Here is a 25,169-nt window from a genome sequence, read left to right as displayed (position 1 = left end):
GCGCGGTGCGGGCCGGCACCGCGCCTCCCGTCCGGCGCGCAGCTCGTTCCTTCCCGACACGCGTGCCATGGCAGGCGGAACCGGGCGTACCTGGTCGATCCTGCGGATCAGGTACGCCCGGTTCTGCTGGGTACGCCCGGTTCTGCTGGGTGCGCCCGGTTCTGCTGGGTGCGCCCGGTTCTGCTGGGCGCGCCCGGTTCTGCTGGGTGCGCCCGGTTCCGTGAGTGCGCCCGGGGTCCGTCGGTCCCCGGCGGCGTCACCCGGCTCGCGGCGAACTCCTCGCGGCGCTCAGGAGCGGCGCTCGGGAGCGGCGGTCAGGCGCCGCGCTCGGGAGCGGCGTTCAGCAGGCGCGGTGCGCCGCCGCCGGGAACCGGCCCGTCGCCCAGGTCCCGAGCAGGTCGACGGCAGCACGGAACGCGGGCGTGCCCGGTCGGTTCAGGAAGGCGTGCCGATCGGGCAGGACGTGTCGCTCCACCGACGTGCCCGCCGAGACGAGCTCGGCAGCGAACCGCTCGCCCGACGCCCGCATCGCGTCGGACGCGGCGTCGACGACGAAGGCGGGCGGGAAGCCGGTCAGGTCCTGTCCGCCGGCGAACGCGGTCCGCTGCCCGAGTGCCGTCCGGGGCACCGCGTTCCGGTTCGCGACGTCGAGTGCCCACGGGGCGTGCGTCACACGGCGGTGTCCGCGGACGGTGCGCTGCACGGCGCGGTCGCGAGGGAGTCGGGCGTGGTGGAACCCGTACGCGAGGACGACGCCCTCCGGCGGGTCGCCGGCGTCGAGCAGGCCGAGCGTCGCGGCGGACGCGAGGCACGCCCCCGCGCTCGCCCCACCGAGCAGCAGCGGCCCGTCGGTGTGCGCCCTCGTGTGTCGGACCACCGCGAGCACGTCGTCGTGCGCGTGGGGCCACCGCGCCCGGGGCCGAGCCCCCCGGCGTCCGACCCAGGGCAGCCCGGGCAGCGGAGCGAGGCGGTAGTCGACGGTCACGACGGCGAGCCCGTGGGCGGCCACCGCGGTGGCGACGGCGTGCGACTCCGGTTGGTCGAGGCCACCGCGGAAGAACCCGCCCCCGTGCAACCAGACCAGGGTGGGTCCGCCCGGGCGTCCGTACCGCCGGACGGGCACCGGTCCGTGCGGCCCCGCGATCGTCGCCCCCATGCCGTCTCTCGTCGGGAGCCGCGCTACGCGTGCAGCGCCGTGTTGAGCTGGATGCCCTGGCCCTGGCGCTGCAGGGCCTCGACCGCACCGGAGAGCGAGTTGCGCCGGAACAGCACGTTCGGCACGCCCGACAGCTCTGCGGCCTTCACGGTGCGCGGCGTGCCGTCCGGGTTCGGTGCGACACCCACCAGGACGACCTTGGTGCCGGCCGTCACGTAGAGTCCGGCCTCGATCACGGAGTCGTCCCCGAGCGAGATGCCGAGGCCGGCGTTCGCCCCGAGGAGCGCCCGCTCGCCCAGCGACACCCGGTGCGTCCCGCCGCCGGACAGGGTCCCCATGATCGACGCACCCCCACCGATGTCGGTGCCGTCTCCGACGACGACCCCCTGCGACACCCGACCCTCGATCATGGCGTCACCGAGCGTGCCGGCGTTGAAGTTCACGAAGCCCTCGTGCATGACGGTGGTGCCGGGAGCCAGGTGTGCGCCCAGCCGCACCCGGTTGGCGTCGCCGATGCGCACCCGGTCCGGCACGACGTAGTCGAGCAGGCGGGGGAACTTGTCGACCGCGTGCACCGCGATGCCCGCACGCTGCAGGACCGGACGAAGGCGGACGAGGGCGTCCGGGTGCACCGGGCCGGCGTTGGTCCAGGCGACGATCGGCAGGTGACCGAAGACGCCGTCGAGCGAGACGGTGTTCGGCCGGACGTGCAGGTGGCTCAGCAGGTGCAGCCGCAGGTACGCATCGGGCGTGCTGGTGGGTGCGTCGTCGATGACGATCTCGGTCGTCACCGCCTCGATCCGGACCTCGCGCCGGGGGTCGTCGCCGACGTGCGCCTCGAGCTCGGGCGGGAACACCGCGTCGGCCGGACGCGCACCGAGGTGCGTCTCGGGGTACCAGGTGTCGAGGACGGTGCCGTCGGCGGCGATCGTCGCGAGGCCGTGGCCCCAGGCGTGCGTGGGTCGGTCGGTGGCTGCGGTCGCGTCGGTCACGCCCCCAGGGTAGCGAGCGGGCCGGTCGGCGACCCGTCCGGGGAGACGGTCTGTGGAGAACGTCGGTGACGAGACCAGGCCGGCCTGGAGGCAAAGGTGCTGTGGACGGATCGGCACCGTCCACCGGTGGTCGCCTCACCGTCCGCTGAGGGAAGCGGCCGGTACGCTGACCGCATGCCGGAGCAGCTCGACCTCACCGCCTCGTCCATCGACATCACGCGCGCCGTCTGCGACATCGAGTCGGTGTCGGGGAACGAAGGACCCCTCGCCGACGCGATCGAGGCGGCGCTGTCGTCGCTGCCCCACCTCGACGTCGTGCGCGACGGCGATGCGATCGTGGCACGTACGCAGCTCGGTCGCGAGCGCCGGGTCGTGATCGCCGGGCACATCGACACGGTGCCGCTCAACGGCAACCTGCCGACCGAGTTCCGGACCGCGGACGACGGCACCGAGATCCTCTGGGGTCGCGGCACGGTCGACATGAAGGCCGGGTGCGCCGTGCAGCTGAAGCTCGCGCACGACCTGACCGAGCCGAACGTCGACGTCACGTGGGTGTTCTACGACCACGAGGAGGTCAGCGACTCCCTGAACGGCCTCGGTCGGCTGGCGCGGACCCGTCCCGAGCTGCTCGCGGGCGACTTCGCGATCCTCGGCGAGCCGTCGGGCGCCCAGATCGAGGGTGGGTGCAACGGCAACCTCCGCGCCGAGGTCCGGACCTTCGGCAAGCGCTCCCACAGCGCACGCAGCTGGATCGGCGACAACGCGATCCACAAGACCGCACCGATCCTGGCGACGCTCGCGGCGTACGAACCGCGCACCGTGACGGTCGACGGGCTCGAGTACCGCGAGGGGCTCAACGCCGTGGGCATCACCGGCGGCATCGCCGGCAACGTCATCCCGGACGAGGCCATGGTGCACGTGAACTACCGCTTCGCGCCGTCGCGCAGCGCGGACGAGGCGGTCGCGCACATCCGAGAGCTGTTCGCCGGGTACGACGTGCAGATCGTCGACCTCGCCGCCGGCGCCCGCCCCGGGCTCGACGCGCCGCTCGCGCAGCAGTTCGTCGCAGCGGTCGGCGGCCCGGCCCCGCGTCCGAAGTACGGGTGGACCGACGTCGCCCGCTTCTCGGCGCTCGGGGTCCCGGCGGTCAACTACGGTCCCGGCGAGCCGGTCTTCGCCCACCACGACGACGAGCAGGTCCCCGTCGACCAGATCACCGCGGTCGAGGACGGCCTGCGTCGGTGGCTGACGGCGTGACCACCGGCCCCGCGCGCACCGTCGCGGGGCTCCACGGCGCCGGCCGCTGGCGCGCGCGCTACCGGCTCGTGCCCTGGTGGGTCCGGGTCACCGTCGTCTACGTGGTCGCGCGTCTCGTGACGGGGGCGATGCTCCTGGCCTTCGCCGGTGTGCAGACCGCCAACTCGTTCACCGGTGCGCGTCCGTCGTACCTGTCCTTCGCATCGATCTGGGACGGCGCCTGGTACCGGGTGATCGCGTCGAACGGGTACCCGTCGACCCTGCCGGTGGACGCCGCGGGCCACGTCACCGAGAACGCATGGGCGTTCATGCCCGCGTACCCGTTCCTCGTCCGAGGGCTGATGGTGCTGACCGGGGCGTCGTTCGAGGCCGTCGCGGTCACCGTGTCGCTGGTCGCCGGGTGGGGCGCTGCGCTGGTGTTCCGACGGCTGATGGGCCGCTTCCTCGACGACGGCCGGGCGACGTTCGCCACGGTGCTGTTCTGCGTCGCGCCGGTGTCCGCCGTGTTCCAGGTCGCCTACGCCGAGGCGATGGGGCTCTTCCTGCTCCTGGTCGCCCTGCTGCTGATGGTCGACCGCCGTTGGTGGACGATGCTGCCGGTCGTGCTGCTGCTCGGGATGACCCGACCGACCGGGCTCGCGTTCGCGTTCCTCGTGGTGCTGTTCCTGGCCGCCTGGACGATCCGGCCGTCATGGGTGCGCGAGGTGGAGCGACCGACCCTGCGCACCGCTCTGCCGCCACTCGTCGTGGGTGCGGTCTCGGGGCTCGTCGGACTCGCATGGCCGGCGATCGCGTGGGCGGTGACCGGGGTCCCGAAGGCGTACACCGACACCGAGCTCGCCTGGCGGTCGTCGTACATCGGGTGGCGGGAACTCGTCCCGTTCGCGCCGTGGATCCAGGGCGCCGGCTGGTGGTTCGGGCAGCCGGCGGGCGCGATCCTGCTCGCCGTGGCGCTCGTCGGGTTCGCGGTGTTCGTCGCGCACCCCGCTGTGCGGCGCGTCGGCCTCGAGCTGCGGTTGTGGGGCGTGGCCTACGTCGTGTACCTGCTCGCCGTGTTCTTCCCGCAGTCGAGCACCTGGCGCATCCTGCTGCCGATCGCGCCGCTCCTCGGCATCGTGGCCCTCCCGCGGTCGTCGGGCTACCGGGTGCTGGTGGTCGCGGTCTGTCTCGGTCTGCAGTTCGTCTGGCTGTACACCTGCTGGTGGGTCGACGGCTACGACTGGACGCCGCCGTGATCGACCTCGCGGTCGTCTGAGTCCTCGGCGGCGGGTGTCGCCGAGGGGTCCTCGCCCGGGCGCCAGTCGGCCGCGGCGTGCACCATCGCGTTCACCGTCGCGATGAACGGTACGGCGAAGAAGGCTCCGACGACGCCGGCGATCGTGGTGCCCGCGGTCACGCCGAGCACGACGCCGAGCGGGTGCACCCGGACGGCCGAGCCGGTCAGGAACGGGTGCAGCACGTGGCTCTCGAGCTGCTGGACCACCACCACCACGGCGAGCATGACCAACGCCGGCACCAGTCCGTTGAAGACCAGCGCGATGAGCACGGCGACGATGCCGGCGACGATCGCCCCGACCACCGGGACGAACGCGCCGAAGAACACGATCACTCCGATCGGGACGGCGAGCGGGAGGCCGAGCGCGAGCGCGCCGATGACGATGCCGAGTGCGTCCGTCACCGCGACGACGAGCTGCACGCGGATGAAGCTGGTGAGGGTCTTCCACCCCGCCTGACCCGCGGCGTCGATGCGTCCGCGCGAGCGTCGCGGGAAGATCCGCACCACCCACGACCAGATCCGGCGGCCGTCGATGAGCACGAAGATCGTCGTGAACACCACGATGAACAGCCCCTCGAGCGCGTGCACCAGCCCGCTGCCCGCCTCGGCGGCCCCGGACAGGATCGACGCGACGTGGGTCTGCAGGAACTTCGTCGCCTCCGCCAGGTACTTCGTGACCTGCGCCGAGGTGATGCCGAACGGCTCGGACGCGAGCAGGGTCTGGAAGGTCTGCACGTTGCTCGTCAGTCGACGCTCGAGCGTCGGCAGGTCGTAGCGGATCTGCGCCGTCACGACGAGCGCCAGGACACCGAGGACGACCACGACCGAGATGCAGGCCGTGAGCACGGCGAGCCACTTCGGCCACCGGTGACGTTGCAGGAACGCCGAGAAGGGGGCGAGCAGTGCGCAGACGAGCAGCCCGACCAGGAACGGCACGAGGATGTCCTGCAGCAGGACCACGAGGGCGACGACGACGGCGAGGGCAGCCACCACCACGAGGAAGCGCCACGAGAACGCTCCGGCGATGCGCATGCCCCTCGGCACCGCCTCGACGACCGGATCGACCTGTGGACGCAGCATGGAGCGGATGTTCGGCACACGCCAAGGTGACCACCCGGAGCCGCGAGAACGTCGCATTCCGACACCCCCAACCTGGGCGGTTTCGCAGTTGCCCCCTCGGTACGGGATAATGGGCCTGCATCTTCTGCACGAAAGGGGACATCTGATGGCAGCGATGAAGCCGAGGACCGGTGACGGGCCGATGGAGGCTGTCAAGGAGGGTCGACTCATCATCGTGCGGGTTCCGCTCGAAGGTGGAGGCCGCCTGGTGGTCTCGGTCAACGACGCCGAGGCCAAGGAACTCCACGACGCTCTGGCAGAGGTCGTCTCCGCCTAGTCCGTCGACGCACCACGACGAGAGGCCCGGAGCGCGTACGCTCCGGGCCTCTCGTGTGCGTCGTGGCCGACGGAACCGGCAGACCGGGCCGCGACGTCCGTCGATCCAGGACGTCCATCGGATCAGGATGTCCGTCGGTCCAGGACGTCCGTCGGGTCAGGACGTCCGGCGGGTCAGGCCGAGACCTTCGTCATCTGCAGCAGCCCGTCCCCGGCGGGGGAGAGCGCACTCCGCACCGCGCCCGAGGTCGAGACCTCGGTGAGCAGCAGTCGGAAGTCCGTCGTCGCGCGGTCCCGACGCACCGGGTCCGCGACGCGACCGCGCCAGAGCGCGTGCGGCACGAGCACGGTGCCCCCGACGCGCGCGAGGCGGAGTCCGTGCTCCACGTACTCGATCACGTGCTCGGGGTCGGCGTCGACGAGGACGACGTCGTACGACGCCTCGTTCATCCGGGGCAGCACCTGGTTCGCCCGACCCGGGATGAGCCGGACGCGCGAGGGCGCCGTGCCGGCGGCGACGTAGGCGTCACGGGCGTACTGCTGGTGGTCGACCTCGACGTCGATCGTCGTGAGGGTCGCATCGGGCGCGCCGCGCAGCAGGTAGAGCCCCGAGACGCCGAGCCCGGTGCCGATCTCGATCATGCTCGTCGCGCGCGATGCCGCTGCGACCACGGCGATCTGGGCGCCGATCGCGGGGGAGACGGCTTCGACCCCGAGTTCGAGGGAGTGCTCTCGCGCTCGGGCGATCACCTCGGGCTCCGAGACGATGTCCTCGGCGAACTTCCAGTTCGACTCTTTCTCTGACACGCACACTCCGTTCGGGAGACAACTCTACGGGTGCGGCGCAGTGGGACGGGTTACGCTCGTTGCCGTGTCCATCGACTTCAACAAGATCCTGATCATCGGGATCATCGCGGTGCTGCTGCTCGGGCCGCAGCGCCTGCCGATGTACGCGCAGAAGCTCGCCGAGTTCGTCAAGGCGATCCGCCGGTTCGCGGACACCGCGAAGGACCGCATGCGCGAGGAGATGGGCCCCGAGTTCGACGACGTCGACTGGCAGAAGCTCGACCCCCGGCAGTACGACCCCCGTCGCATCATCCGCGACGCCCTGCTCGACTCCGGGGGCACCGCCGCCGGCAGCATGGCCGCGGTGGAGACCGCGCAGGTCACCGCGTCGAAGGTGCGTGCGACGGCGCCGGTGGTGCCGCTCGCCGAGGGCGAGCCGGCCCCCTTCGACACCGAGGCGACCTGACGCGGCTTCCGTCGCGACACGACGGACGGGAGGCCCGGTGCCAGCTGGCACCGGGCCTCCCGTCCGTCAGTCCCGCGTCGCGACGATCGTGAACGTCGTCGGCATCCGGTCGCGGTCCGAGGTGGGCCACACCCACGAACCGTGGCCGTCCTCCTCCATTCGCGGGCTGAACCGCCACGGCAGGGTGCGCCCCTCGTCCAGACGGCGGAGACGCAGTCCGGCGCCGAGCAGGGCGTTGACGACCTCGGACAGCGGGTGCGGCCACTCGTACGTCCGGGTGTTCGCGACGGTGCCCTCGCCGACGTAGGTACCCGCGTCCTCCCACTGCTGGGCCGTGCCGTCGGGGAAGTACCGGTGCCGCGTCACGAGCTCCGGCGCGTCCTCGTCCAGGGCGTAGAGCGCAGGGTGTCCGTCGCGGATGAAGAACACCCCGCCCGGCCGGAGGAGTCCCGCGACCTGCGCGGCCCAGCGGTCGAGGTCCGGGAGCCAGCAGATCGTGCCGATGCTCGTGTAGACGACGTCGAAGTCGCCCGTGACGGCCGCGCGGGCGTCGAGGACGTCGGTCTCCACCCACGTGACGTCGAGGCCGAGCCGGTCGGCCAGGGCCGCTGCCGACGCGAGCGCCGGTGCCGAGAAGTCGACCCCGGTGAGGCGTGCACCCTCGCGGGCCAGCGAGACCGTGTCGGTGCCGATGTGGCACTGCAGGTGGCAGACGTCGAGCCCCGCGAGCGTGCCGCCGGGCAGCCACGGCGTGAGCGCGGGCAGGTCGTCGCGCACGACGTCCGACCGGTGTGCCGGGTCGTCGAGCGCGGCGACGTCGTACGCGCCCTCGTGGATGGGGACCCGGTCGTCCCAGTTCGCGCGGTTCGTCGCGCGGGCGGCGTCCCAGTCGACGCTGACGTGGTCGGAGCTGTCCATGCGGCCACGCTAGCGGGCGCGTCGGCCCGTGCGCGACGATCGCTCAGGACAGGCTGAGCCCGAGCTTCCGTCCGGCCAGGCCCCGTCCCATCGTGGTGATGGTCTCGGCGACGGACCGCAGGGCGACCGCGGCGGGGTCCTCCGGGGCGCCGAGCACGACGGGCACACCGGCGTCGCCGCCCTCCCGGAGCGGGACCGACAGGGGGACGCGGCCGAGCACCGGCACGGGGACGTCCTGCCCCCGGGAGAGCCGAGCGGCGGTCTCGTCGCCGCCGCCCTCGCCGAACAGGTGCAGGACGCTGCCGTCGGGCTGCACGAGCCCGGCCATGTTCTCGACCACACCGATGACCTTCTGCCCGGTCTGCCGTGCGACGACCCCGCTCCGCTCGGCGACGTCGGCGGCCGCGGCCTGGGGCGTCGTGACGACGAGCACCTCGGCGTGGGGGAGCAGCTGCCCGACCGAGATCGCCACGTCGCCGGTGCCGGGCGGCAGGTCGAGCAGGAGCACGTCGAGGTCGCCGAACCACACGTCGGTCAGGAACTGCGAGACCGTGCGGTGCAGCATCGGTCCACGCCAGGACACCGCGGTCGAGACGTCGTCGACGAACATGCCGATCGAGACCACCTTCACCTCGTGGGCGACCGGCGGCAGGATCATGCTGTCGACGCGGGTCGGCCGGGGTGCGACGCCGTGCTCGTCGGTCAACCCCATCAGGCCGGGCACGCTGAAGCCGTGCACGTCGACGTCGACGATGCCGACCCGCTGACCGGCCGCTGCGAGCGCGACGGCCAGGTTGACGGTGACCGTCGACTTCCCGACCCCGCCCTTGCCGCTCGTGACGGCGATCACGCGGGTCAGGGAGTCCGGGGTGAACTGCACGCCGCGCGGCCGGCCGGCACGGAGGCGTTCGGTGAGGGCGGCGCGGGTGGCCGGGCTCATCACGTCGACGTCGACCTCGACGTGGTGCACGCCGTCCACGGAACCGGCGGCCGACCGCACGTCGCGCTCGATGGTGTCGGCGGCGGGGCACCCGACGATCGTGAGCTGCAGGTCGACCCGCACCGAGCCTCCCGGCCGGACGTCGACCCCGCGGATCATGTCGAGCTCCGTGACGGGGCGGCGGATCTCGGGGTCGATCACGCGACCGAGCGCAGCGAGGACCGCGGCGCCGAGCTGCTCGTCGGGCGTCGCTGCGGTGCCGTCAGCCACGCGTGCTCGCCGCTCCCTCACCGTCGTCGACGGAGTCGGCGCGCAGCGCTGCCTCCTCGGCGTCCCGCCGGTCGAGCTCCTCGAGCAACGACCGGATCTCGGCGCGGATGAAGTCCTTCGACGCCATCTCCCGCATCGCCAGGCGGAGGGCGACGACCTCGCGGGCCAGGTACTCGGTGTCGGCGAGGTTGCGCTCGGCGCGCTGGCGGTCCTGCTCGAACTGCACACGGTCGCGGTCGTCCTGCCGGTTCTGCGCGAGCAGGATGAGCGGCGCCGCGTACGAGGCCTGCAGTGAGAGCACCAGGGTGAGCGCGGTGAAGCCGATCGCAGCCGAGTCGAACTGCCACGGCTTCGGAGCGAGGGTGTTGTAGCCCATCCACAGGGCACAGAAGAGGGTCAGGCCGACCAGGAACCAGGGCGTTCCCATCGCCCGCGCGATGCCCTCGGTCGCCCGACCGAAGGTGTCCCCGCGGCCACGGCGGCGGGTCGGGAGCACACGCGTGCGCATGCCCTTGGGCGAGTCGAGTCGCTCCTGGCGGTTGTCATCCGTTCGGGCCACGGGTGGTCCTCCTCCCCGTCGTCACGGGCGTCTTGCGCTGGCGTTGGCGGAGTCGCGAGGGGGCATCTCCCTCGCCGTGACTTCGCCAGTCGTCCGGCAGGACGTGGTCGAGGACATCGTCGATCGTCACCACCCCGACCAGACGGTGGGCGTCGTCGACCACGGGGACGGACACGAGGTTGTAGGTCGCCATCACGCGCGTGACCTCGGCAGCGCTCGCGTCGACGCGGACCGGCTCGGTCTGCTGGTCGATGAGCGTGCCGAGGCGCTCGTTCGGCGGGTACCGGAGCATGCGCTGGAAGTGCACGAGCCCGAGGAACCGACCGGTCGGCGGCTCGTACGGCGGCAGCACCACGCACACGCTCGCGCCGAGCGCCGGGGCGAGCTCGTGCCGGCGGATGAGCGCCAGCCCCTCGGCCACGGTCGCGTCCGCGGAGACGATGACGGGTTCGGTGGTCATGAGACCACCCGCGGTGTCCGGCTCGTACTCGAGGAGCATGCGGACGTCCTGCGCCTCCTCCGGCTCCATGAGCTGCAGCAGCGCCTCGCTCCGGTCGTCGGGGAACTGCGCGAGCACGTCGGCGGCGTCGTCGGGCTGCATCTGGTCGAGGACGTCGGCTGCGCGGGCGTCCTCGAGCCGGGTCAGGATCTCGATGCGCTCCTGGTCGGGCATCTCCTCGAGCACGTCGGCGAGCCGGTCGTCGGGGAGCTCCTCGGCGACCTCGAACCGGCGCTCCTCGGGCAGGTCGAGGAGCGTCGACGCCAGGTCGGCGGGGACCAGGTCGGAGTAGGCGGCGATCACGTGCTCGGCGGACTGGGCCTCGCCGGGGAGCTCGTCCTCGGTGACCTCGTTCCACGTGGCGAACGTCGTCGGGCCCTTGCCGAACGGCGACGGCGTCGTCTTCGGCTTGCGGAGGAAGAGCTGCGACACCTCCCAGTCGCCCTGTCCGCGGTCCTCGATCGCGACGTCCTCGATCGTGGCGCGGATGCGGTCGCGCGTCAGCAGGACCTTGCGGCCGAGCATCTCCGCGATGACGCGCACCTCACCCCCGCGCTGCTCGAAGCGACGCATGTTGACGATGCCGGTGGTGATGACCTGACCGGCGCCGATCGACGTGACGCGGCCGATGCTGAGGAAGATGCGGCGCTTGCCGGGCACCTCGACGATGAGCCCGACGACGTGCGGGGCGTCGACGCGGCGGTACACGACCAGGACGTCCCGGACGCGACCGACGCGGTCGCCCGCGGGGTCGAAGACGGAGCACCCGGCGAGGCGGGCGACGAAGACCTTCGTGGCGCTCACCCGTCCAGCGTAGTCGCTGCCGCGCGGGCCGGGGACGAGCGCACCCTGCGCACACCGAGGGGACGCGCGGCTCGGTGCACCAGCCGCTGCGCCCCTGCCCCGGAGGTTCCCGGGAGGCGCACGTGTGATCGCAAGGTGCCCGGTGGATGATGGCTGGGTGAGCAACCAGAGCCCGTTCGCCGGACGCACCGCCCAGGCCTTCCCGACGCTGCCGCGTGGGGACGTCCTCGGCACCTACGACAGCTACCCCGATGCCCAGCGCGTCGTCGCGAAGCTCGCCGAGGCGGACTTCCCCGTCGCCAAGATCTCGATCGTCGGCAACGACCTGAAGACCGTCGAGCGCGTCACCGGGAAGATGACATACGGCCGTGCGGCCATCGCGGGCGCGCTCTCCGGTCTCTGGCTCGGCATCTTCTTCGGCATCGTCCTGACGCTGTTCTCACCGACGGCGGGCGGGCTGATCATCGCCGCGGCGATCATCGGTGCCGCGTTCGGCATGCTGTACGGCATCGTCTCGTTCGCGATCACGAAGCGGCAGCGGGACTTCACGAGCGTGCACCAGGTGCTCGCCACGAACTACCAGATCGTCGTCGACCCGCAGCTCACCGGCCAGGCGCAGCGGATCCTCGGCCAGCACGGCGCGACGCCGTCGACGCACTGGAACGACGCTCCGCAGCCTGGCGCGCCGGGTTCGCAGGCCCGTCCGTCCCAGGGCCAGGAGCCGTGGCGTCCGGGCCCCCAGCAGGGCTCGCCCTACGGTGGGCACGCGACGCCGCACCAGCCGCAGCAGCACCGGCCTGGAGGCCCGCAGCAGTCCGGCCCGTCGGCCGCCGGTCCGCGGTACGGGACCGACGACGGCCCGCGGTACGGGACGAACGACGGCCCGCGGTACGGCGAGACCCCGCAGACGGCGCAGCAGCCCGCGCCGACGTCGGACCCGCGTGTCCCGCAGTCACGACCGGGCCAGCCCCCGCAGTACGGGGAGCGCGTCGACGGTGCCGACGAGCGCCCCGCCGGTACGGACCAGCGGCCCGGCTCGGCACCCGACGACCGCCGCGACGGCGAGCGCGGCTGACGGAGGGACCGAACCGCAGGACGCCCGCGTCGACGATCGTCGACGCGGGCGTCCTCCGTTGCGGCACATGACCGGTCAGGGCTCCGCTCAGGGCTCGCCGGTCAGGGCTCGGTGGTCAGAGCACCTTCGAGTAGCACATCGACCGCGCCGCTCCGACGTACGGCCCGAACTGCGCGATGCGGCGGAAGCCCTCGCGCTCGTAGAACCCGATCGCGCGCTTCTGCTCGTCGCCGGTCTCGAGCACGAGCGCCGGGGAACCCAGGTCGATCGCGGCCTCCTCGAGGCGACGGAGGATCGCGCTCGACACACCGGCCCCGCGGGACTCCGGCCGCACGTACATCCGCTTCACCTCGGCGATGCCGTCCTGCACCAGGCGCAGGCCACCGCAGCCGAGGGGCGTGCCGTCCTCGTCGCGGGCCAGGAAGAAGACCGCGATCGAGTCGGCCGTCGGCTTCTCGCCCGGTTCGGTGTCCCCGCCGTAGGCCCGGTCGATCTCGAGACGCTGGGCGGCGCGGAGCCGCTGTGCGTCGGGCGAGTCGAAGTGCTCGACGTCGATCACCAGCCCGCGCGGCGCGATCGGGCCGTCGGTCGGGGCGGACGTCGTGCTGGGGGAGGCGTCGGGCATCGTCACCCGCTCAGGCTAGCGGCCGGTGCGGGCGATCCACCCCTCCACTTCCGAGGGGGTCCGGGGGATGCCGACCGACAGGTTCTCGGCGCCGTCCTCGGTCACCAGGACGTCGTCCTCGATCCGGACGCCGATGCCGCGGAACTCCTCGGGCACGGTCAGGTCGTCCTGCTGGAAGTACAGGCCGGGCTCGATCGTGAACACCATGCCCGCCTGCACGACACCGTCGATGTACATCTCGCGGCGGGCCTTCGCGCAGTCGTGGACGTCGAGCCCGAGGTGGTGGCTCGTCCCGTGCACCATGTAGCGGCGGTGGAACTGGTTGTCCGGCTGCAGCGACTCCTCGGCCGTACCGGGCAGGAAGCCCCACTCGGCGGTCTTCTTCGCGATGACCTCCATCGCGGTCGCGTGCACCTCGCGGAAGGTGATGCCCGGCTTCACGATCGCGAACGCGGCGTCGGCGGCTTCGAGCACGGCCTCGTAGACCATGCGCTGCACGTCGGTGAAGGTGCCCGACACGGGGAGCGTCCGGGTGATGTCGGCGGTGTAGAACGAGTCGACCTCGACGCCGGCGTCGATCAGGATCAGGTCGCCCGGCTGCACCGCGCCGTCGTTGCGGGTCCAGTGCAGGATGCACGCGTGGTGGCCGGACGCGGCGATCGTGTCGTAGCCGACCGTGTTGCCGTCGGCCCGTGCGCGACGGTTGAACGTGCCCTCGACGATGCGCTCGCCGCGAGGGTGCGCGAGCACGGCGTCGAAGTCGGCGATGACGTCGTCGAAGCCCGACCCCGTGGCCTCGACGGCCTTCCGGAGCTCGCGCACCTCGTACGCGTCCTTGACCAGCCGGAGCTCGGACAGGTCACGGGAGAGCACGTCCTCGGTCGCCGGGGCCCCGTCCACGGCGTCCGCACCGCCGACCGTCGTGCCGAGTCGGGTGTCGAGAGCGCGCGTCAGCTCGGCGTCGGCATCGCGGACGAGCAGGACGGATGCGTCGAGGCCGTCGGCCACCCCGGCGAAGGCGCCGAGGTCGGCCGTCGCGAGACCCAGGTCGGCGGCGACCTCGTCGAGCGAGGGACGGGGCCCGACCCAGAACTCACCGATCTCGGGGTTCGCGTAGAACTCCTCGGAGTCACGGCCGGCCGTGGCGCGGAAGTACAGCGTGGCGTCGTGACCGGACCCGTTCGGGGTCATCACCAGGACGGAGCCGACGACCGTGTCGGTGCCCCAGCCGGTCAGGTGCGCGAAGGTCGAGTGCGGACGGAACGGGTAGTCGCAGTCGTTCGACCGCACCTTCGCCTGACCCGCGGGGACGACGATCGTGCGTCCGGGGTGCAGCTCCGAGATGCGAGCACGTCGCTCCGCCGCGAAGGGCGACTGCTCGCGCGGCTCGGGGGTGGGGCGCTCCCGGTCCGCCCACTGCGACGCGATGTGGTCCTTGAAGGTCGAGGACCCGGGGGTGGTGGATCGGTTGCTCGTCGCGCGAGGAGTGGTGTCGGCCATGTCACCCATCATCGCACCGAGCTGACCCTCCGGCCTGAGCGGCTGTTCACCTGTCGGTAGCATGGTCGACGTGCCCGATCCGTTCATCGACCTGCACGCCCACTCGAGCGTGTCCGACGGCACCGAGCGGCCGGCGGAGCTCGTCACTGCCGCCGCCGCTGCCGGCCTCGACGGCGTCGCCCTGACGGACCACGACACGACGGCCGGCTGGGACGAGGCGACCGCCGCCGTCCGCGACCGCCCGATGTCGCTGCTCCCCGGCCTCGAGCTGAGCACCCGCGTCGGCCACCGGAGCGTGCACGTGCTCGGCTACCTGGTCGACCCGACCGACGAGGCCCTGGTCGCGGAGACCGCCCGGATCCGCGACGGCCGGTTCGCGCGGGCACGACGCATGGTCGAGCGCATCGGTCGCGACCACCCGATCACGTGGGACGACGTCCTCGCGCAGGCGCGCGACGGCGCCACCATCGGTCGGCCGCACATCGCCGACGCCCTGGTCGCCCGAGGGCTCGAACCGGATCGCAGCGCGGCGTTCCGCGGGATCCTGCACCCGGCCTCCGGCTACTACGAACCGCACGAGGCGCCGACGCCCCTGCGCGGCGTCGAGCTCATCCGCGGAGCCGGTGGCGTGCCGGTGATCGCGCACCCGGCGGCGTCCTCGCGCGGGATCGTGATCGACGAGCCCATGCTGCGTGACCTCGTCGACGCCGGCCTCGGCGGGCTCGAGGTCGACCACCGCGAGAACCTCGCCCACGGCAAGCGGACGCTGCTCGACTGGGCCGGTCGCTACGACCTGTTCGTCACCGGCTCGAGCGACTACCACGGCACCGGCAAGCCGAACCGGTTCGGCGAGCACCGGACCGCGCGGCACTCCTTCGACGCCATCGTCGACCAGGCCACCGGCAGCGACCCGGTGCACGGAGCGGGCTCCCGCCTGGCCTGACGTCCGCCCCTGTCGGGGTCCCCGGCGGGCAGGCCCGCGGACGTGACGAAGGCCCCGTCAGGTGAGTGACGGGGCCTTCGGACGGGAGGCGCTACTCGCCCTCGCCGGTGCCCTGCGGTGCCGAGGTGGTCGCCTCGGCGGAACCGCTGCGGCGACGACGACGGCGACGGCGCTTCGCGGCCCCGTCGGTGGTCGAGCCCTCGCCGGCGGGCTGCGCGGCGTCGGGACCCGTGGACTCGGCGGCCGGAGCCGACGTGACGGCGTCGGACGAGCCTCCCGACCGGGTGCGCGAGCGCGGACGCGAGCCGCCCTGGCGGTCACCGCTGCGCTCGGAGCCGCGACGGTCACCGGTCCGCTGCGCGCCACGGCCGGCGGAGGAACCTGCCTCGGCCGCGTGCGAGGGCGCACCGGGCAGGCGGCCCTTCGTCCCGGCGGGGATGTCGAGGTCGGCGAACAGGTGCGGCGACGACGAGTAGGTCTCGACGGGCTCGGGGATGCCGAACTCGAGGGCCTTGTCGATGAGCGTCCACTTGTGCAGGTCGTCCCAGTCCACGAAGGTGACCGCGATGCCCGTCTTGCCGGCACGACCGGTGCGGCCGGCGCGGTGCAGGTACGTGTCCGGGTCGTCCGGGATCGTGTGGTTGATGACGTGCGTGACGTCGTCCACGTCGATGCCGCGCGCCGCGACGTCGGTCGCGATCAGCACGTCGCGCTTGCCGGCCTTGAACGCCGCCATCGCGCGCTCGCGCTGCTCCTGGTTGAGGTCGCCGTGGACGGCGGCGGCGTTGAAGCCACGGTCCTTCAGCTCCTCGACGAGCTTCGCGGCGGCGCGCTTCGTGCGCGTGAAGATCACGGTCTTGCCGCGGCCCTCGGCCTGCAGGATGCGGGCGATGACCTCGTCCTTGTCGAGCGAGTGCGCGCGGTAGATGACGTGCTTGATGTTCGCCTGCGTCAGGCCCTCGTCGGGGTCCGTCGCGCGGATGTGCACCGGGCGCGTCATGAACCGGCGGGCCAGCGCCACGATCGGAGCCGGCATCGTCGCCGAGAAGAGCATGGTGTGGCGCACCGCGGGGACGGCCTGGAAGATGCGCTCGATGTCCGACAGGAAGCCGAGGTCGAGCATGCGGTCTGCTTCGTCGAGCACGACCTCCTGCACCTTCGACAGGTCGAGCAGGCGCTGGCGCTGCAGGTCGATGAGGCGACCGGGCGTGCCGACGACGATCTGCGCGCCGGCCTTGAGCTGCTCGATCTGGCCCTCGTACGCCTTGCCGCCGTAGATCGACACGATCGTGGTCGACCGGTTCGACGTGGCGAGCTCGAGGTCCTCGGTCACCTGGACCGCGAGCTCGCGGGTCGGGACGACGACGAGCGCCTTCACGCCGTGCTCCGGGTCGGCACCGAGGCGCTGGATCAGCGGCAGGCCGAAGCCGAAGGTCTTGCCGGTACCCGTCTTGGCCTGGCCGATGATGTCCTGGCCGGTGAGGGCGAGCGGGATCGTCTGCTGCTGGATCGGGAAGGGCTCGGCGATGCCCTTCGTCGCGAGCGCGTCGACGATGTCCTGCTCGATGTTGAGGTCTGCGAAAGTCAAAGAATCACCTTAGTCCTGGTGGAAGTCCAGGCCAGTCTACCGACGGCGGGCGAGGACAGCGCCCGCCGGGCGGGAGTGGTGCCCGCGGCCCGTATGCTTGGGGCGTGGTGTCGTGGTGGAACCGGAAGCGCGCTGCGCAGCTCGCCGCCGCGTGGCTGGCGTCGCGGAACCCGCGGAACGCCAAGCCCGTGGAGCGCCTGCAGCTGGACGACGTGAGTCCCGAGCTCGACGTGTACCTGGGGCAGGCGGCCTACCTGCAGCTGTCGCTCTACGAGACGATGGGTCGAGCCGGTGCCGCGGCGCCGACGATGTCCGGGCGACTCGTCACGGGCGTGCTCGCGACGACCGCGCTCGAGCGGCACCGGACGATCGTCGCCGAGATCGAACGAGGCGGGTGGGCGCCGGCGGAGCTCATGGAGCCCCACCGCGAGGCGATCGACCGCTTCCTGCTGCGCACGAGCGGCGCTGACTGGTACGAGTCGATGCTCACGGGCTACGTGACGGCAGGGATCCTCAACGACCTCTTCGGCAGCCTGCTCCGGTCGCTGCCGCTCGACGTCCGACAGCGGTTGCGGACGGTGTTCGACGCGCGCGAGGAACCGGCGGTCGTCGAGGAGCTGGCAGCGCACATCGAGCAGGACCCGCGCGTCGGGTCGCGCCTGGCGATGTGGGGCCGGCGGCTCGTGGGGGACACGCTGCTCGTGGCACGGTCGGCGCTGGCGGTCCACGCCCGTGAGGACCAGGAGAAGCTCGAGCCGGTGTGGACGGAGCTCATCGCTGCGCACACACGGCGGATGGACGCACTCGGCCTGACCGCCTGAGGCGCGGGCCGCGTCGACGGCCCGGGGCGCGGGGCGCGCTCGCTCGGGCCTGCTCGGTCAGACGCGCTCGGTGCGTGCGCGCTCGAAGGCGTGCTCGTCTGCGGCCGTGCGACGACGACCCAGGACCCACTCGGTCACGACGGCGACGACCCCGGCACCCACCAGGGCCACGACCCAGATCCATCCGCCGTCGTACGGCCAACCGGCCCAGGTCAGGGCCTCCCACACGACGGCCGCCACTACGCCGCCGACGACGGGGCCGAGCAGTGCTCCGCGCGTCGAGCGCCACGGCACCACGACGTGCGCGACGGCCCCCGCGATGAGGCCGCCGAGCACGGCGAAGAGCAGCTCCACGTCAGGCGACGAAGCCGATGCGGCGGGACTCCTCTGCGCCGACCTCGACGTAGGCGAGCGAGGCGACGGGCACGATGAACCGGCGGCCCTTCTCGTCCTTGAGGGAGAGGTGGGTCGACTGCGACTCGAGGGCCGCTGCCACGGCCTGCTCGATCTCCTCGGCGCTCTGGGCGGTCTCGAAGGCGATCTCGCGCGGGCTGTTGATGATGCCGATCTTGATGTCCACGAGCACAGCGTATCCGAGCGGTACCCCGTCGGCCCGGGCGTTCGCCGGGGGCGCACCGCCGACGGCGGTCCCGGTGCGTCGAGCGTTGCTGTCGGCCGTCCTCGGTACCGTGTCCGCGTGCCCAGGACCACGCTGACGACCCTCCCCGAGGACGTCGGGGTCGTCCGCCCGCTCGTCGCCGACCCCGCGCAGGACGCCGTGCTCGCCCTGCCGGAGGGCCGGCACGCCGCCGTGCTCGGCGCGCCGGGCACCGGCAAGACCACCACGCTCGCGCGGCTCGTCGCCGACCGGCTCTCCCGTCCGGACGCGGTCTCGCCGGACGGTCACGCCACGGTGCTCGCGCTGACCTCGGCCCGCACCGCAGCCACGGCGCTCCGCGATCGCCTGGCGGCCGCGGTCGACCGGGCGGTCCCGGGCGCGCTCGCCCGGACGGTCAACTCCCTGGCCTTCCAGGTCGTCGCGCACGCCGCCGCGCTGCAGGGGCAGGAGCCGCCGACGCTGCTCACGGGTGGCGAGCAGGACCGCATCATCGCCGACCTGCTCGCGGGGCACGAGACCGACGGGGTCGGACCGGAGTGGCCGGCGCCGATCACCGCCGTCGTGCGGGAACGGGCCGGCTTCCGCACGGCACTCCGCGACGTGATGATGCGCGCCGTGCCCGCCGGGGTGGAGCCCGAGGACATGCGGGAGCTCGCCGACGAGCGCGGTCGCCCCGAGTGGCGCGCGGTCGGTGACTTCGTGGACGAGTACCGCGCAGCGGTGACGGCCTTCCGTGGCAGCAGTCTCGACGCTGCGGAGCTCGTGGCGTTCGCGACCGCCGCGGTGCTGCGACACGAGGTCCCGGCGAGTGTCGCCGCGCTGCGCCTGGTCGTCGTGGACGACACGCAGGAACTCGTCGAGGGCGAGGTCGCCCTGCTCGGGGCGCTCGCCCGCTCCGGGGTGCAGGTCGTGGCGTTCGGAGATCCGGACATCGCGGCCTCGGCGTTCCGCGGTGCGGAGCCGGACGTGCTCGGACGCCTGGCCACCCGGCTCGGTGTGGCGCGCGTCGACGAGGTCGTGCTCGGCACGGTGCACCGGCACGCGGCACCGGTCCGGGAGCTCGTCGGCGCGGTGACGGCGCGCATCGGGGCCGCCGCGGCCGGACGCCAGCGCACCGCCGTCGCGTCGACGACCGGTGCCCGGAGCGACGCCGTGCTGCACCTCGAGGCCGGCAGCCGTTCGGCGCTCGTCGTCGCCGTCGCCCGGCGCCTCCGTGAACACCGGCTGCTGGACGGCGTGCCGTGGCACCGGATGGCCGTCGTCACCCGCAGCGGAGCGGCCATCCCGGAGCTCGTGCGTGCCCTGTCCGTCGCCGAGGTGCCCGCGACGGCCGGCGCCGCCCCGGTGCGCCCGCGTGACGACAGCGCTGCCCGGGCGCTGCTCGACGCCGCCGCGGTCGCGCTCGGGGTGCTCCCGCTCGGTGCCGACCTGGCGACGTCGTTCGCGACCGGACCCCTCGGGGGCCTGGACACCCTGGCGATGCGACGTCTCCGGCTCGCCCTGCGTCGCGAGGAACTCGCGGGCGGCGGGACCCGTACCGCCGACGAGCTGCTCGTCGAGGCGCTCGGTGCCCCCGAACGGCTCGCCACCGTCGACGCCGGCTTCGCCCGACGCGCGACCCGACTCGCCCGCAGCCTCGTGCAGGCGCGGGCGGACGCCGCCGCGGACGCCAGCATCGAGGAGATCCTGTGGGGACTGTGGGAGCGCAGCGGCCTCGCGACGGCCTGGGGCGGGCAGTCCGCGGCAGGAGGTGTCGGGGCCGCCGAGGCCGACCGGCACCTCGACGCCGTCGTCGGGCTCTTCACCGCGGCGAAGCGCTTCGTCGAGCGCACCCCGGACGCGCCCGCGCGGGTGTTCGTCGACGACCTGCTCGGCGCCGACCTGCCCGAGGACTCCATCGGCCCCGACCGCACGGCCGGACGCGTGCGCGTGCTCACCCCCTCGGCCACGATCGGGCTCGAGTGCGACGTGGTCGTCGTGCTCGGGCTCCAGGACGGTGTCTGGCCGAACACCCGGGTGCGGGGGAGCCTGCTCGACCCGGACGGGCTGGTCCGCGCAGCCGCCGGCATCGACGACCAGACCGTCGACGACCGGGCAGCCGTCATCGCGGACGAGCTCCGGTTGTTCGCCCGCGCCGTCTCCCGCGCCACCACCCAGGTCGTCATCGGCACGGTCGCCAACGACGACGAGGCACCGTCGCCCTTCGTCCGGCTCGTCCCGGTGCCGCCGGACCGGCAACCGACCGTGCACCCGCTGTCGCTCCGGGGCATGGCGGGTTCGCTGCGGCGCCGCGTCGTCGCCTCGGGCGACCACGAGGCCGCATCCGCCCTCGCACGGCTCGCCGAGGCCGGGGTCGCCGGTGCGTCACCGGACGAGTGGTACGGGACGGCCGAGCCGACGACGGAGGACCCGCTGGTCGACCTGGACGCCCCGCCGGCGCCCGAGCACGAGGACGGTGAGCCGGTCGCCCCGACGGTCGCGGTGTCGCCCTCGCGCATCGGCACCTTCGAGGAGTGCCCGGTGCACTGGTTCGTGCAGACCTTCGGTGGCAGCGCGCCGAGCCCGGCGATGGGCATCGGGACGATCGTCCACGAGGCGATGGAGCAGGCCACCGCGGTCGACGTCGAGTCGCTGTGGGACCACGTGGAGGGGCGCTGGGACGAGCTGACCTTCGAGTCGCCGTGGGTCGCCGACCGCGAACGCGCGCGGACCCGGCGGATGATCGAGGGGCTCAGCGACTACCTGCGCACGTTCGCGAGCGCCGGTCGACGGCTGCTCGGCGCGGAGACGTCGTTCGCACTCGTGACCGGGCCGGCGCGGATGCGCGGCAGCATCGACCGCATCGAGGTCGACCCCGACGGGCGGGTCAGCGTCGTCGACCTGAAGACCGGGCGCTCCATGCCGAGCGAGAAGAACGACATGCCGGAGCACCCCCAGCTCGGCGCGTACCAGCTCGCGGTCGAGGACGGCGCGGTCGAGGGGGTCCCGGCGGGCGCGCCGATGGCCGACGCCCGACTCGTCTTCGTGCAGAACCCCCGCTCGGGACAGGCGTACTCGGAGCGCACGCAGCACGCCTTCGACGACGAGGCGCGCGAGGCCTACCGGGAACGGTTGCACGCCGTCGCGCGGGGGATGGCCGGCCGGACCTTCCTGGCGAACGTCGACGACCACTGCGACCGGGCGCGGACCGGCGTCGAGTGCCGCATCCACGTGGTGGGGGAGGTGACCTGGTGACGACCGGTACCGACACGCAGCCCGGGGCCGACGCAGGTGTCGACACCGCCGCACCCCCGGCGGCCCACGACGCCGACGCGCCCCCGGCGATCCACGATGCCGACGCGATCGCCGACGCCCTCGGCCGACCGCGCCCGACCGACCAGCAGCGTGCGGTCATCGAGTCGCCGCTCGCTCCCGCGCTCGTCGTCGCGGGAGCCGGCAGCGGCAAGACGGAGACGATGGCGTCGCGGGTGGTGTGGTTGCTCGCGAACGGGTTCGTCCGTCCCGCCGAGGTGCTCGGGCTGACGTTCACCCGCAAGGCGGCCGGTGAGCTGTCCGTGCGCATCAACGACCGGATCCGCGCGCTCGAGGACGTCGGGCTCCTGACCGCCGGCGACGCCTTCGAGGCCCCGACGGTCTCCACCTACAACGCGTTCGCCAACGCCGTGTTCCGCGAGAACGCCCTGCTGGTCGGACGCGACGGCGAGTCCCAGGTGCTCACCGAGCCCTCCGCCTGGCAGCTCGCCCGTCGGGTGGTCGTCGGTGCGCGGGACGACCGGCTCGCCGGGCTCGACCGCGACGTCGACACCGTGACCGCTGCCGTCGTGGCCCTCGCCGGCGCGGTGTCCGAGCACCTCGTCGACCCGGCCGACCTGCGTCGCTTCGCGATCGACTTCGGCGCGCTGCTCGAGCTGCCCGGGAACGCCAGGGGCAACCCCTACAAGGCCGTGACCGACACCGTCGCGGCGATCGGAGCGCTGGAGCCGCTCGTGGACCTCGTCGAGGAGTTCCGACGGCAGAAGGTCGACCGCGGCTTCGTGGAGTTCTCGGACCAGATCGCCCTCGCGCTCGCCGCGGCCGAGGCCGCCCCGCGGGTGGTCGACGACCTGCGGAGCCGGTTCCGTGTGGTGCTCCTCGACGAGTACCAGGACACGTCCGTGGTGCAGACACGCTTCCTCGCCCGGCTCTTCCGCGGACACCCGGTGATGGCGGTGGGCGATCCGCACCAGTCGATCTACGGCTTCCGCGGGGCGAGCGCGGCGAACCTGGCCCGCTTCCCGCGCGACTTCGCGGACGCACCGGTCGCACCGGACGCACCGGACGCACCGGTCGCACCGGACGCACCGGTCGCGGGGACGGACGGTGCCGGAACGCCGGCGCCGGTGACCTTCGCCCTGTCCACGAGCTGGCGCAACCCGGTCGACGTGCTCGCCGGCGCGAACGCCGTCGTCGACCCGCTGTCGGCTGCGTCGGAGGTCGCCGTGGAGCGACTCGCGCCGCGACCCGGTGCGGACGCCGGCACGGTGACGGCCGTCTTCCCCGAGACCCTGCCCGAGGAGGCGGACGCGGTCGCCCGCTGGTTCGCGGACCGCCGGAGTGCCTCGCCGGAGGGCTCGATGGCGCTGCTGCTGCGCTCGCGGAAGGACCTGTCGGCGTTCACCGCCGCGCTCGGTGCACACCGGGTGCCGTTCCACGTGCTCGGCACCGGCGGCCTCCTGCAGCGACCCGAGATCGTCGACCTGGTGGCGTGTCTCCGGGTGCTCCACGACCCGGCGGCCGGCAACGACCTCATCCGCCTGCTCGCCGGCGCACGGTGGCGGGTCGGTGCCGCCGACGTCGCCGCGCTGCACGAACTCGCCCGCTGGCTGTTCCGCCGCGACCACACGCAGCAGCGCCTCGACGACGAGCTGACCGCGGCGTTCCGCGCGTCCGTCGCCGCCGGGGAGCACGGATCGATCGTCGACGCGCTCGACTTCGTCGCGAGCGCCCCCGACGAGCACGGCGCCCTCGAGGGCATCAGTCCCGCCGGCCGCCAGCGGATGCGCGAGCTCGGGCAGCAGCTCGCCGCGCTCCGGGCCCGGGCGGCCGGGGACCTGGTCGACTTCGTGACCCTGGTCGTGCAGGAGATGCGGCTCGACGTCGAGGTCGCCGCCCACGAGCAGGGGAGCGCCGCCTTCCTCGACGCGTTCGTCGACGAGCTCGCCGGGTTCGTGACGACCGACGACCGCGCCGACCTCGGTGCCTTCCTCGGCTGGATCGACGCCGCCGCCCGCCGCGACGACATGGGACCGCGGTCGGAGGAGCCGGAGGCCGGCACGGTGCAGATCCTGACGATCCACGGGTCGAAGGGCCTGGAGTGGGACGCGGTCGCGGTGCCGCGGCTCGTCGAGGGCGCGCTCCCCGCCCGACCGCAGGAAGGATCCTCGGGGTGGCTCGGCTTCGGCCGCCTGCCGTACGAGTTCCGCGGGGACGCCGACGAGCTCCCGCGGCTCGAGTGGCGGGGGCACGCGGACCAGAAGGGCGTCGTCGACGCCATCGAGGCCTACAAGGAGCAGGTGAAGGCCCGGAACGAGGACGAGGAGCGTCGGCTGACCTACGTGGCGCTGACGCGGGCACGGCACGACCTGCTCGTGTCCGGGTCGTCGTGGGCCGGCGGGGTCAAGCCGACGCCGCCGAGTCGGTACCTCCGGGACCTCGTCGCGGCAGGGGTCGTCGCTGCCGACGCCGTCCCCGACGGCACCGTGCACGAGGAGAACCCCCTCGGCGGGGACGGGGCGACCCAGGCCTGGCCGCACGTGCCGTTCGGGCAGCGGGGTGCCCGGGTCCTCGCGGCAGCCGAGCGCGTCCGGAACGCGAACCCCGGTGCGGCCGGGCGCTTCGCGGCGGACATCGACCTGCTGCTCGCCGAGCGGCAGGCTGCACGGTCGGACCGGCGCCGCGTCGCGATCCCGCACCGTGTCCCGGCCTCGGGGTTCAAGGACTACATCGGCCAGCCGGACGCGGTCGCCGAGCGCCTGCGCCGGCCCATGCCGGAGCGGCCGTACCGTGCGACCAGGCTCGGCACGCTCTTCCACCAGTGGGTCGAGCAGCGCGCGCGCAGCGGTGGCTCGCTCGAGACCCTCGACCTGTGGGACGACGAACGCGACCTCGACGCGGACGAGGCCGTGGACGCCTCGACCGACGCCGCGGTCACCGACGACGACGCACGACGACTGGCGGCGTTCCAGGCGACCTTCGCCCGGTCACGCTGGGCCGACCTGACGCCGGTGGAGGTCGAGCGCGAGATCCACATCCCGTTCCTCGGGCACAGCGTGGTGTGCAAGCTCGACGCGGTGTACGAGATCGACGGTCGCGCCGAGGTGGTGGACTGGAAGACCGGCAAGGCACCGACCGGCACGGCGGACCTGGCCGCGCGGCAGCTGCAGCTCGCGCTGTACCGGGTGGCGTACGCCGAGTTCACCGGGCGACCGGTCGACGAGGTGGACGCCGTCTTCTACTTCGTCGCGGACGACCTCGAGGTACGGCCCACGGCGCTGCTCGATCGTGCCGGTCTCGAGCGCGCCTGGCAGGAGGCACTCGGCTGATCCGGTGCGTCGACCGGCCGGGTGCGTCGACCGGCCGGGCCCGGTGCGTCGGCCGGCCGGATCAGGGCTGGGCCGCTGCGGCACGTGGACCGACGCCGT

At 73.2% G+C, this 25,169-nt stretch carries 22 protein-coding genes; 9 read left to right on the top strand and 13 right to left on the bottom strand.

Annotated features, from left to right (window positions below; all coding sequences use genetic code 11):
* Positions 1-340: 340 nt before the first annotated feature.
* A complete protein-coding gene (locus tag PIJ49_RS05090) occupies positions 341-1,156 on the bottom strand; it encodes an alpha/beta hydrolase (RefSeq protein ID WP_271826005.1) in 816 nt (271 codons plus the stop codon).
* A 23-nt stretch (positions 1,157-1,179) separates the two neighbouring features.
* Entirely contained in the window at positions 1,180-2,148 is a 969-nt protein-coding gene (gene dapD, locus PIJ49_RS05085; protein ID WP_209683644.1) for a 2,3,4,5-tetrahydropyridine-2,6-dicarboxylate N-succinyltransferase, read from the bottom strand.
* A 174-nt stretch (positions 2,149-2,322) separates the two neighbouring features.
* Here dapD and dapE point away from each other — a divergent pair, with 174 nt between their 5' ends.
* A complete protein-coding gene (gene dapE, locus PIJ49_RS05080; protein ID WP_271826004.1) occupies positions 2,323-3,405 on the top strand; it encodes a succinyl-diaminopimelate desuccinylase in 1,083 nt (360 codons plus the stop codon).
* Positions 3,402-4,640: a putative hexosyltransferase gene (locus tag PIJ49_RS05075; RefSeq protein WP_271826003.1), complete on the top strand. Its 1,239-nt coding sequence runs from the start codon at positions 3,402-3,404 to the stop codon at positions 4,638-4,640. The genes dapE and PIJ49_RS05075 overlap by 4 nt, the downstream gene beginning before the upstream one ends.
* On the opposite strand, the gene PIJ49_RS05070 is transcribed toward PIJ49_RS05075, so the two are convergent.
* On the bottom strand, positions 4,619-5,761 hold the full coding sequence (locus PIJ49_RS05070) for an AI-2E family transporter (RefSeq protein ID WP_158407733.1): 1,143 nt from the start codon (positions 5,759-5,761) through the stop codon (positions 4,619-4,621). The two genes, PIJ49_RS05075 and PIJ49_RS05070, sit on opposite strands and share 22 nt — an antisense overlap.
* 145 nt (positions 5,762-5,906) lie before the next feature.
* Here PIJ49_RS05070 and PIJ49_RS05065 point away from each other — a divergent pair, with 145 nt between their 5' ends.
* Positions 5,907-6,077: a DUF3117 domain-containing protein gene (locus tag PIJ49_RS05065; RefSeq protein ID WP_017887054.1), complete on the top strand. Its 171-nt coding sequence runs from the start codon at positions 5,907-5,909 to the stop codon at positions 6,075-6,077.
* A gap of 173 nt (positions 6,078-6,250) precedes the next feature.
* On the opposite strand, the gene PIJ49_RS05060 is transcribed toward PIJ49_RS05065, so the two are convergent.
* Entirely contained in the window at positions 6,251-6,883 is a 633-nt protein-coding gene (locus PIJ49_RS05060; RefSeq protein ID WP_066652851.1) for an O-methyltransferase, read from the bottom strand.
* Positions 6,884-6,947: 64 nt separating this feature from the next.
* On the opposite strand from PIJ49_RS05060, the gene PIJ49_RS05055 reads away from it, so the two are divergent.
* On the top strand, positions 6,948-7,328 hold the full coding sequence (locus PIJ49_RS05055) for a twin-arginine translocase TatA/TatE family subunit (RefSeq protein ID WP_271826002.1): 381 nt from the start codon (positions 6,948-6,950) through the stop codon (positions 7,326-7,328).
* Between the two features lie 66 nt (positions 7,329-7,394).
* Here the strand turns inward: PIJ49_RS05055 and PIJ49_RS05050 are convergent, their stop codons facing one another.
* From PIJ49_RS05050 to PIJ49_RS05035, 4 genes are read right to left on the bottom strand one after another with little or no spacing between them, the layout of a single operon-like run.
* Positions 7,395-8,246, bottom strand: a complete 852-nt coding sequence (locus tag PIJ49_RS05050) for a class I SAM-dependent methyltransferase (RefSeq protein WP_271826001.1) — start codon at positions 8,244-8,246, stop codon at positions 7,395-7,397.
* 43 nt (positions 8,247-8,289) lie between these two features.
* Entirely contained in the window at positions 8,290-9,456 is a 1,167-nt protein-coding gene (locus PIJ49_RS05045; protein ID WP_271826000.1) for a P-loop NTPase, read from the bottom strand.
* Positions 9,449-9,964: a DUF1003 domain-containing protein gene (locus PIJ49_RS05040; RefSeq protein ID WP_066657854.1), complete on the bottom strand. Its 516-nt coding sequence runs from the start codon at positions 9,962-9,964 to the stop codon at positions 9,449-9,451. The genes PIJ49_RS05045 and PIJ49_RS05040 overlap by 8 nt, the downstream gene beginning before the upstream one ends.
* 34 nt (positions 9,965-9,998) lie before the next feature.
* A complete protein-coding gene (locus PIJ49_RS05035) occupies positions 9,999-11,318 on the bottom strand; it encodes a magnesium transporter MgtE N-terminal domain-containing protein (RefSeq protein WP_066652860.1) in 1,320 nt (439 codons plus the stop codon).
* Positions 11,319-11,475: 157 nt separating this feature from the next.
* Here PIJ49_RS05035 and PIJ49_RS05030 point away from each other — a divergent pair, with 157 nt between their 5' ends.
* A complete protein-coding gene (locus PIJ49_RS05030) occupies positions 11,476-12,393 on the top strand; it encodes a general stress protein (RefSeq protein WP_271825999.1) in 918 nt (305 codons plus the stop codon).
* A gap of 115 nt (positions 12,394-12,508) precedes the next feature.
* On the opposite strand, the gene PIJ49_RS05025 is transcribed toward PIJ49_RS05030, so the two are convergent.
* Entirely contained in the window at positions 12,509-13,018 is a 510-nt protein-coding gene (locus PIJ49_RS05025) for a GNAT family N-acetyltransferase (protein ID WP_081985226.1), read from the bottom strand.
* Positions 13,019-13,033: 15 nt separating this feature from the next.
* Positions 13,034-14,518, bottom strand: coding sequence for an aminopeptidase P family protein (locus PIJ49_RS05020; RefSeq protein WP_209683626.1), 1,485 nt, complete (start codon positions 14,516-14,518; stop codon positions 13,034-13,036).
* 70 nt (positions 14,519-14,588) lie between these two features.
* On the opposite strand from PIJ49_RS05020, the gene PIJ49_RS05015 reads away from it, so the two are divergent.
* Positions 14,589-15,461 (top strand): PHP domain-containing protein, encoded by an 873-nt coding sequence (locus PIJ49_RS05015; RefSeq protein WP_374191719.1) that lies wholly within the window; start codon positions 14,589-14,591, stop codon positions 15,459-15,461.
* 91 nt (positions 15,462-15,552) lie between these two features.
* Here the strand turns inward: PIJ49_RS05015 and PIJ49_RS05010 are convergent, their stop codons facing one another.
* Complete coding sequence (locus PIJ49_RS05010) at positions 15,553-17,049, bottom strand: DEAD/DEAH box helicase (protein WP_066652870.1); 1,497 nt, start codon at positions 17,047-17,049, stop codon at positions 15,553-15,555.
* Positions 17,050-17,153: 104 nt separating this feature from the next.
* Between PIJ49_RS05010 and PIJ49_RS05005 the strand changes: the two genes are divergently transcribed.
* Positions 17,154-17,870: a ferritin-like fold-containing protein gene (locus PIJ49_RS05005; protein ID WP_066652872.1), complete on the top strand. Its 717-nt coding sequence runs from the start codon at positions 17,154-17,156 to the stop codon at positions 17,868-17,870.
* A gap of 57 nt (positions 17,871-17,927) precedes the next feature.
* On the opposite strand, the gene PIJ49_RS05000 is transcribed toward PIJ49_RS05005, so the two are convergent.
* Positions 17,928-18,224 carry a hypothetical protein gene (locus PIJ49_RS05000; RefSeq protein ID WP_066652875.1) on the bottom strand — a complete coding sequence of 99 codons (297 nt, stop codon included), beginning with the start codon at positions 18,222-18,224 and terminating at the stop codon, positions 17,928-17,930.
* A 1-nt stretch (position 18,225) separates the two neighbouring features.
* Positions 18,226-18,450, bottom strand: a complete 225-nt coding sequence (locus PIJ49_RS04995; protein ID WP_066657860.1) for a DUF3107 domain-containing protein — start codon at positions 18,448-18,450, stop codon at positions 18,226-18,228.
* Positions 18,451-18,567: 117 nt separating this feature from the next.
* Here PIJ49_RS04995 and PIJ49_RS04990 point away from each other — a divergent pair, with 117 nt between their 5' ends.
* Positions 18,568-21,723: a UrvD/REP family ATP-dependent DNA helicase gene (locus PIJ49_RS04990; RefSeq protein WP_271825998.1), complete on the top strand. Its 3,156-nt coding sequence runs from the start codon at positions 18,568-18,570 to the stop codon at positions 21,721-21,723.
* On the top strand, positions 21,720-25,070 hold the full coding sequence (locus PIJ49_RS04985) for an ATP-dependent DNA helicase (RefSeq protein ID WP_271825997.1): 3,351 nt from the start codon (positions 21,720-21,722) through the stop codon (positions 25,068-25,070). Before PIJ49_RS04990 ends, PIJ49_RS04985 begins: the two co-directional genes overlap by 4 nt.
* The last annotated feature ends 99 nt before the right edge of the window (positions 25,071-25,169 follow it).

It is taken from the genome of Curtobacterium uvaldense (assembly GCF_028307415.1).
Classification (GTDB): Bacteria; Actinomycetota; Actinomycetes; order Actinomycetales; family Microbacteriaceae; genus Curtobacterium.
This window is presented reverse-complemented; position numbering and strand designations above follow the sequence as displayed.

Excerpts from the sequence above, each read along its gene's own strand:
- PIJ49_RS05070 (WP_158407733.1), bottom strand. The coding sequence starts at position 5,761 with ATGCTGCGTCCACAGGTCGATCCGGTCGTCGAGGCGGTGCCGAGGGGC.
- PIJ49_RS05040 (WP_066657854.1), bottom strand. The coding sequence starts at position 9,964 with ATGCGCACGCGTGTGCTCCCGACCCGCCGCCGTGGCCGCGGGGACACC.
- PIJ49_RS05025 (WP_081985226.1), bottom strand. The coding sequence starts at position 13,018 with ATGCCCGACGCCTCCCCCAGCACGACGTCCGCCCCGACCGACGGCCCG.
- PIJ49_RS05050 (WP_271826001.1), bottom strand. The coding sequence starts at position 8,246 with ATGGACAGCTCCGACCACGTCAGCGTCGACTGGGACGCCGCCCGCGCG.
- PIJ49_RS05090 (WP_271826005.1), bottom strand. The coding sequence starts at position 1,156 with ATGGGGGCGACGATCGCGGGGCCGCACGGACCGGTGCCCGTCCGGCGG.
- PIJ49_RS05020 (WP_209683626.1), bottom strand. The coding sequence starts at position 14,518 with ATGGCCGACACCACTCCTCGCGCGACGAGCAACCGATCCACCACCCCC.
- PIJ49_RS05065 (WP_017887054.1), top strand. The coding sequence starts at position 5,907 with ATGGCAGCGATGAAGCCGAGGACCGGTGACGGGCCGATGGAGGCTGTC.
- dapE (WP_271826004.1), top strand. The coding sequence starts at position 2,323 with ATGCCGGAGCAGCTCGACCTCACCGCCTCGTCCATCGACATCACGCGC.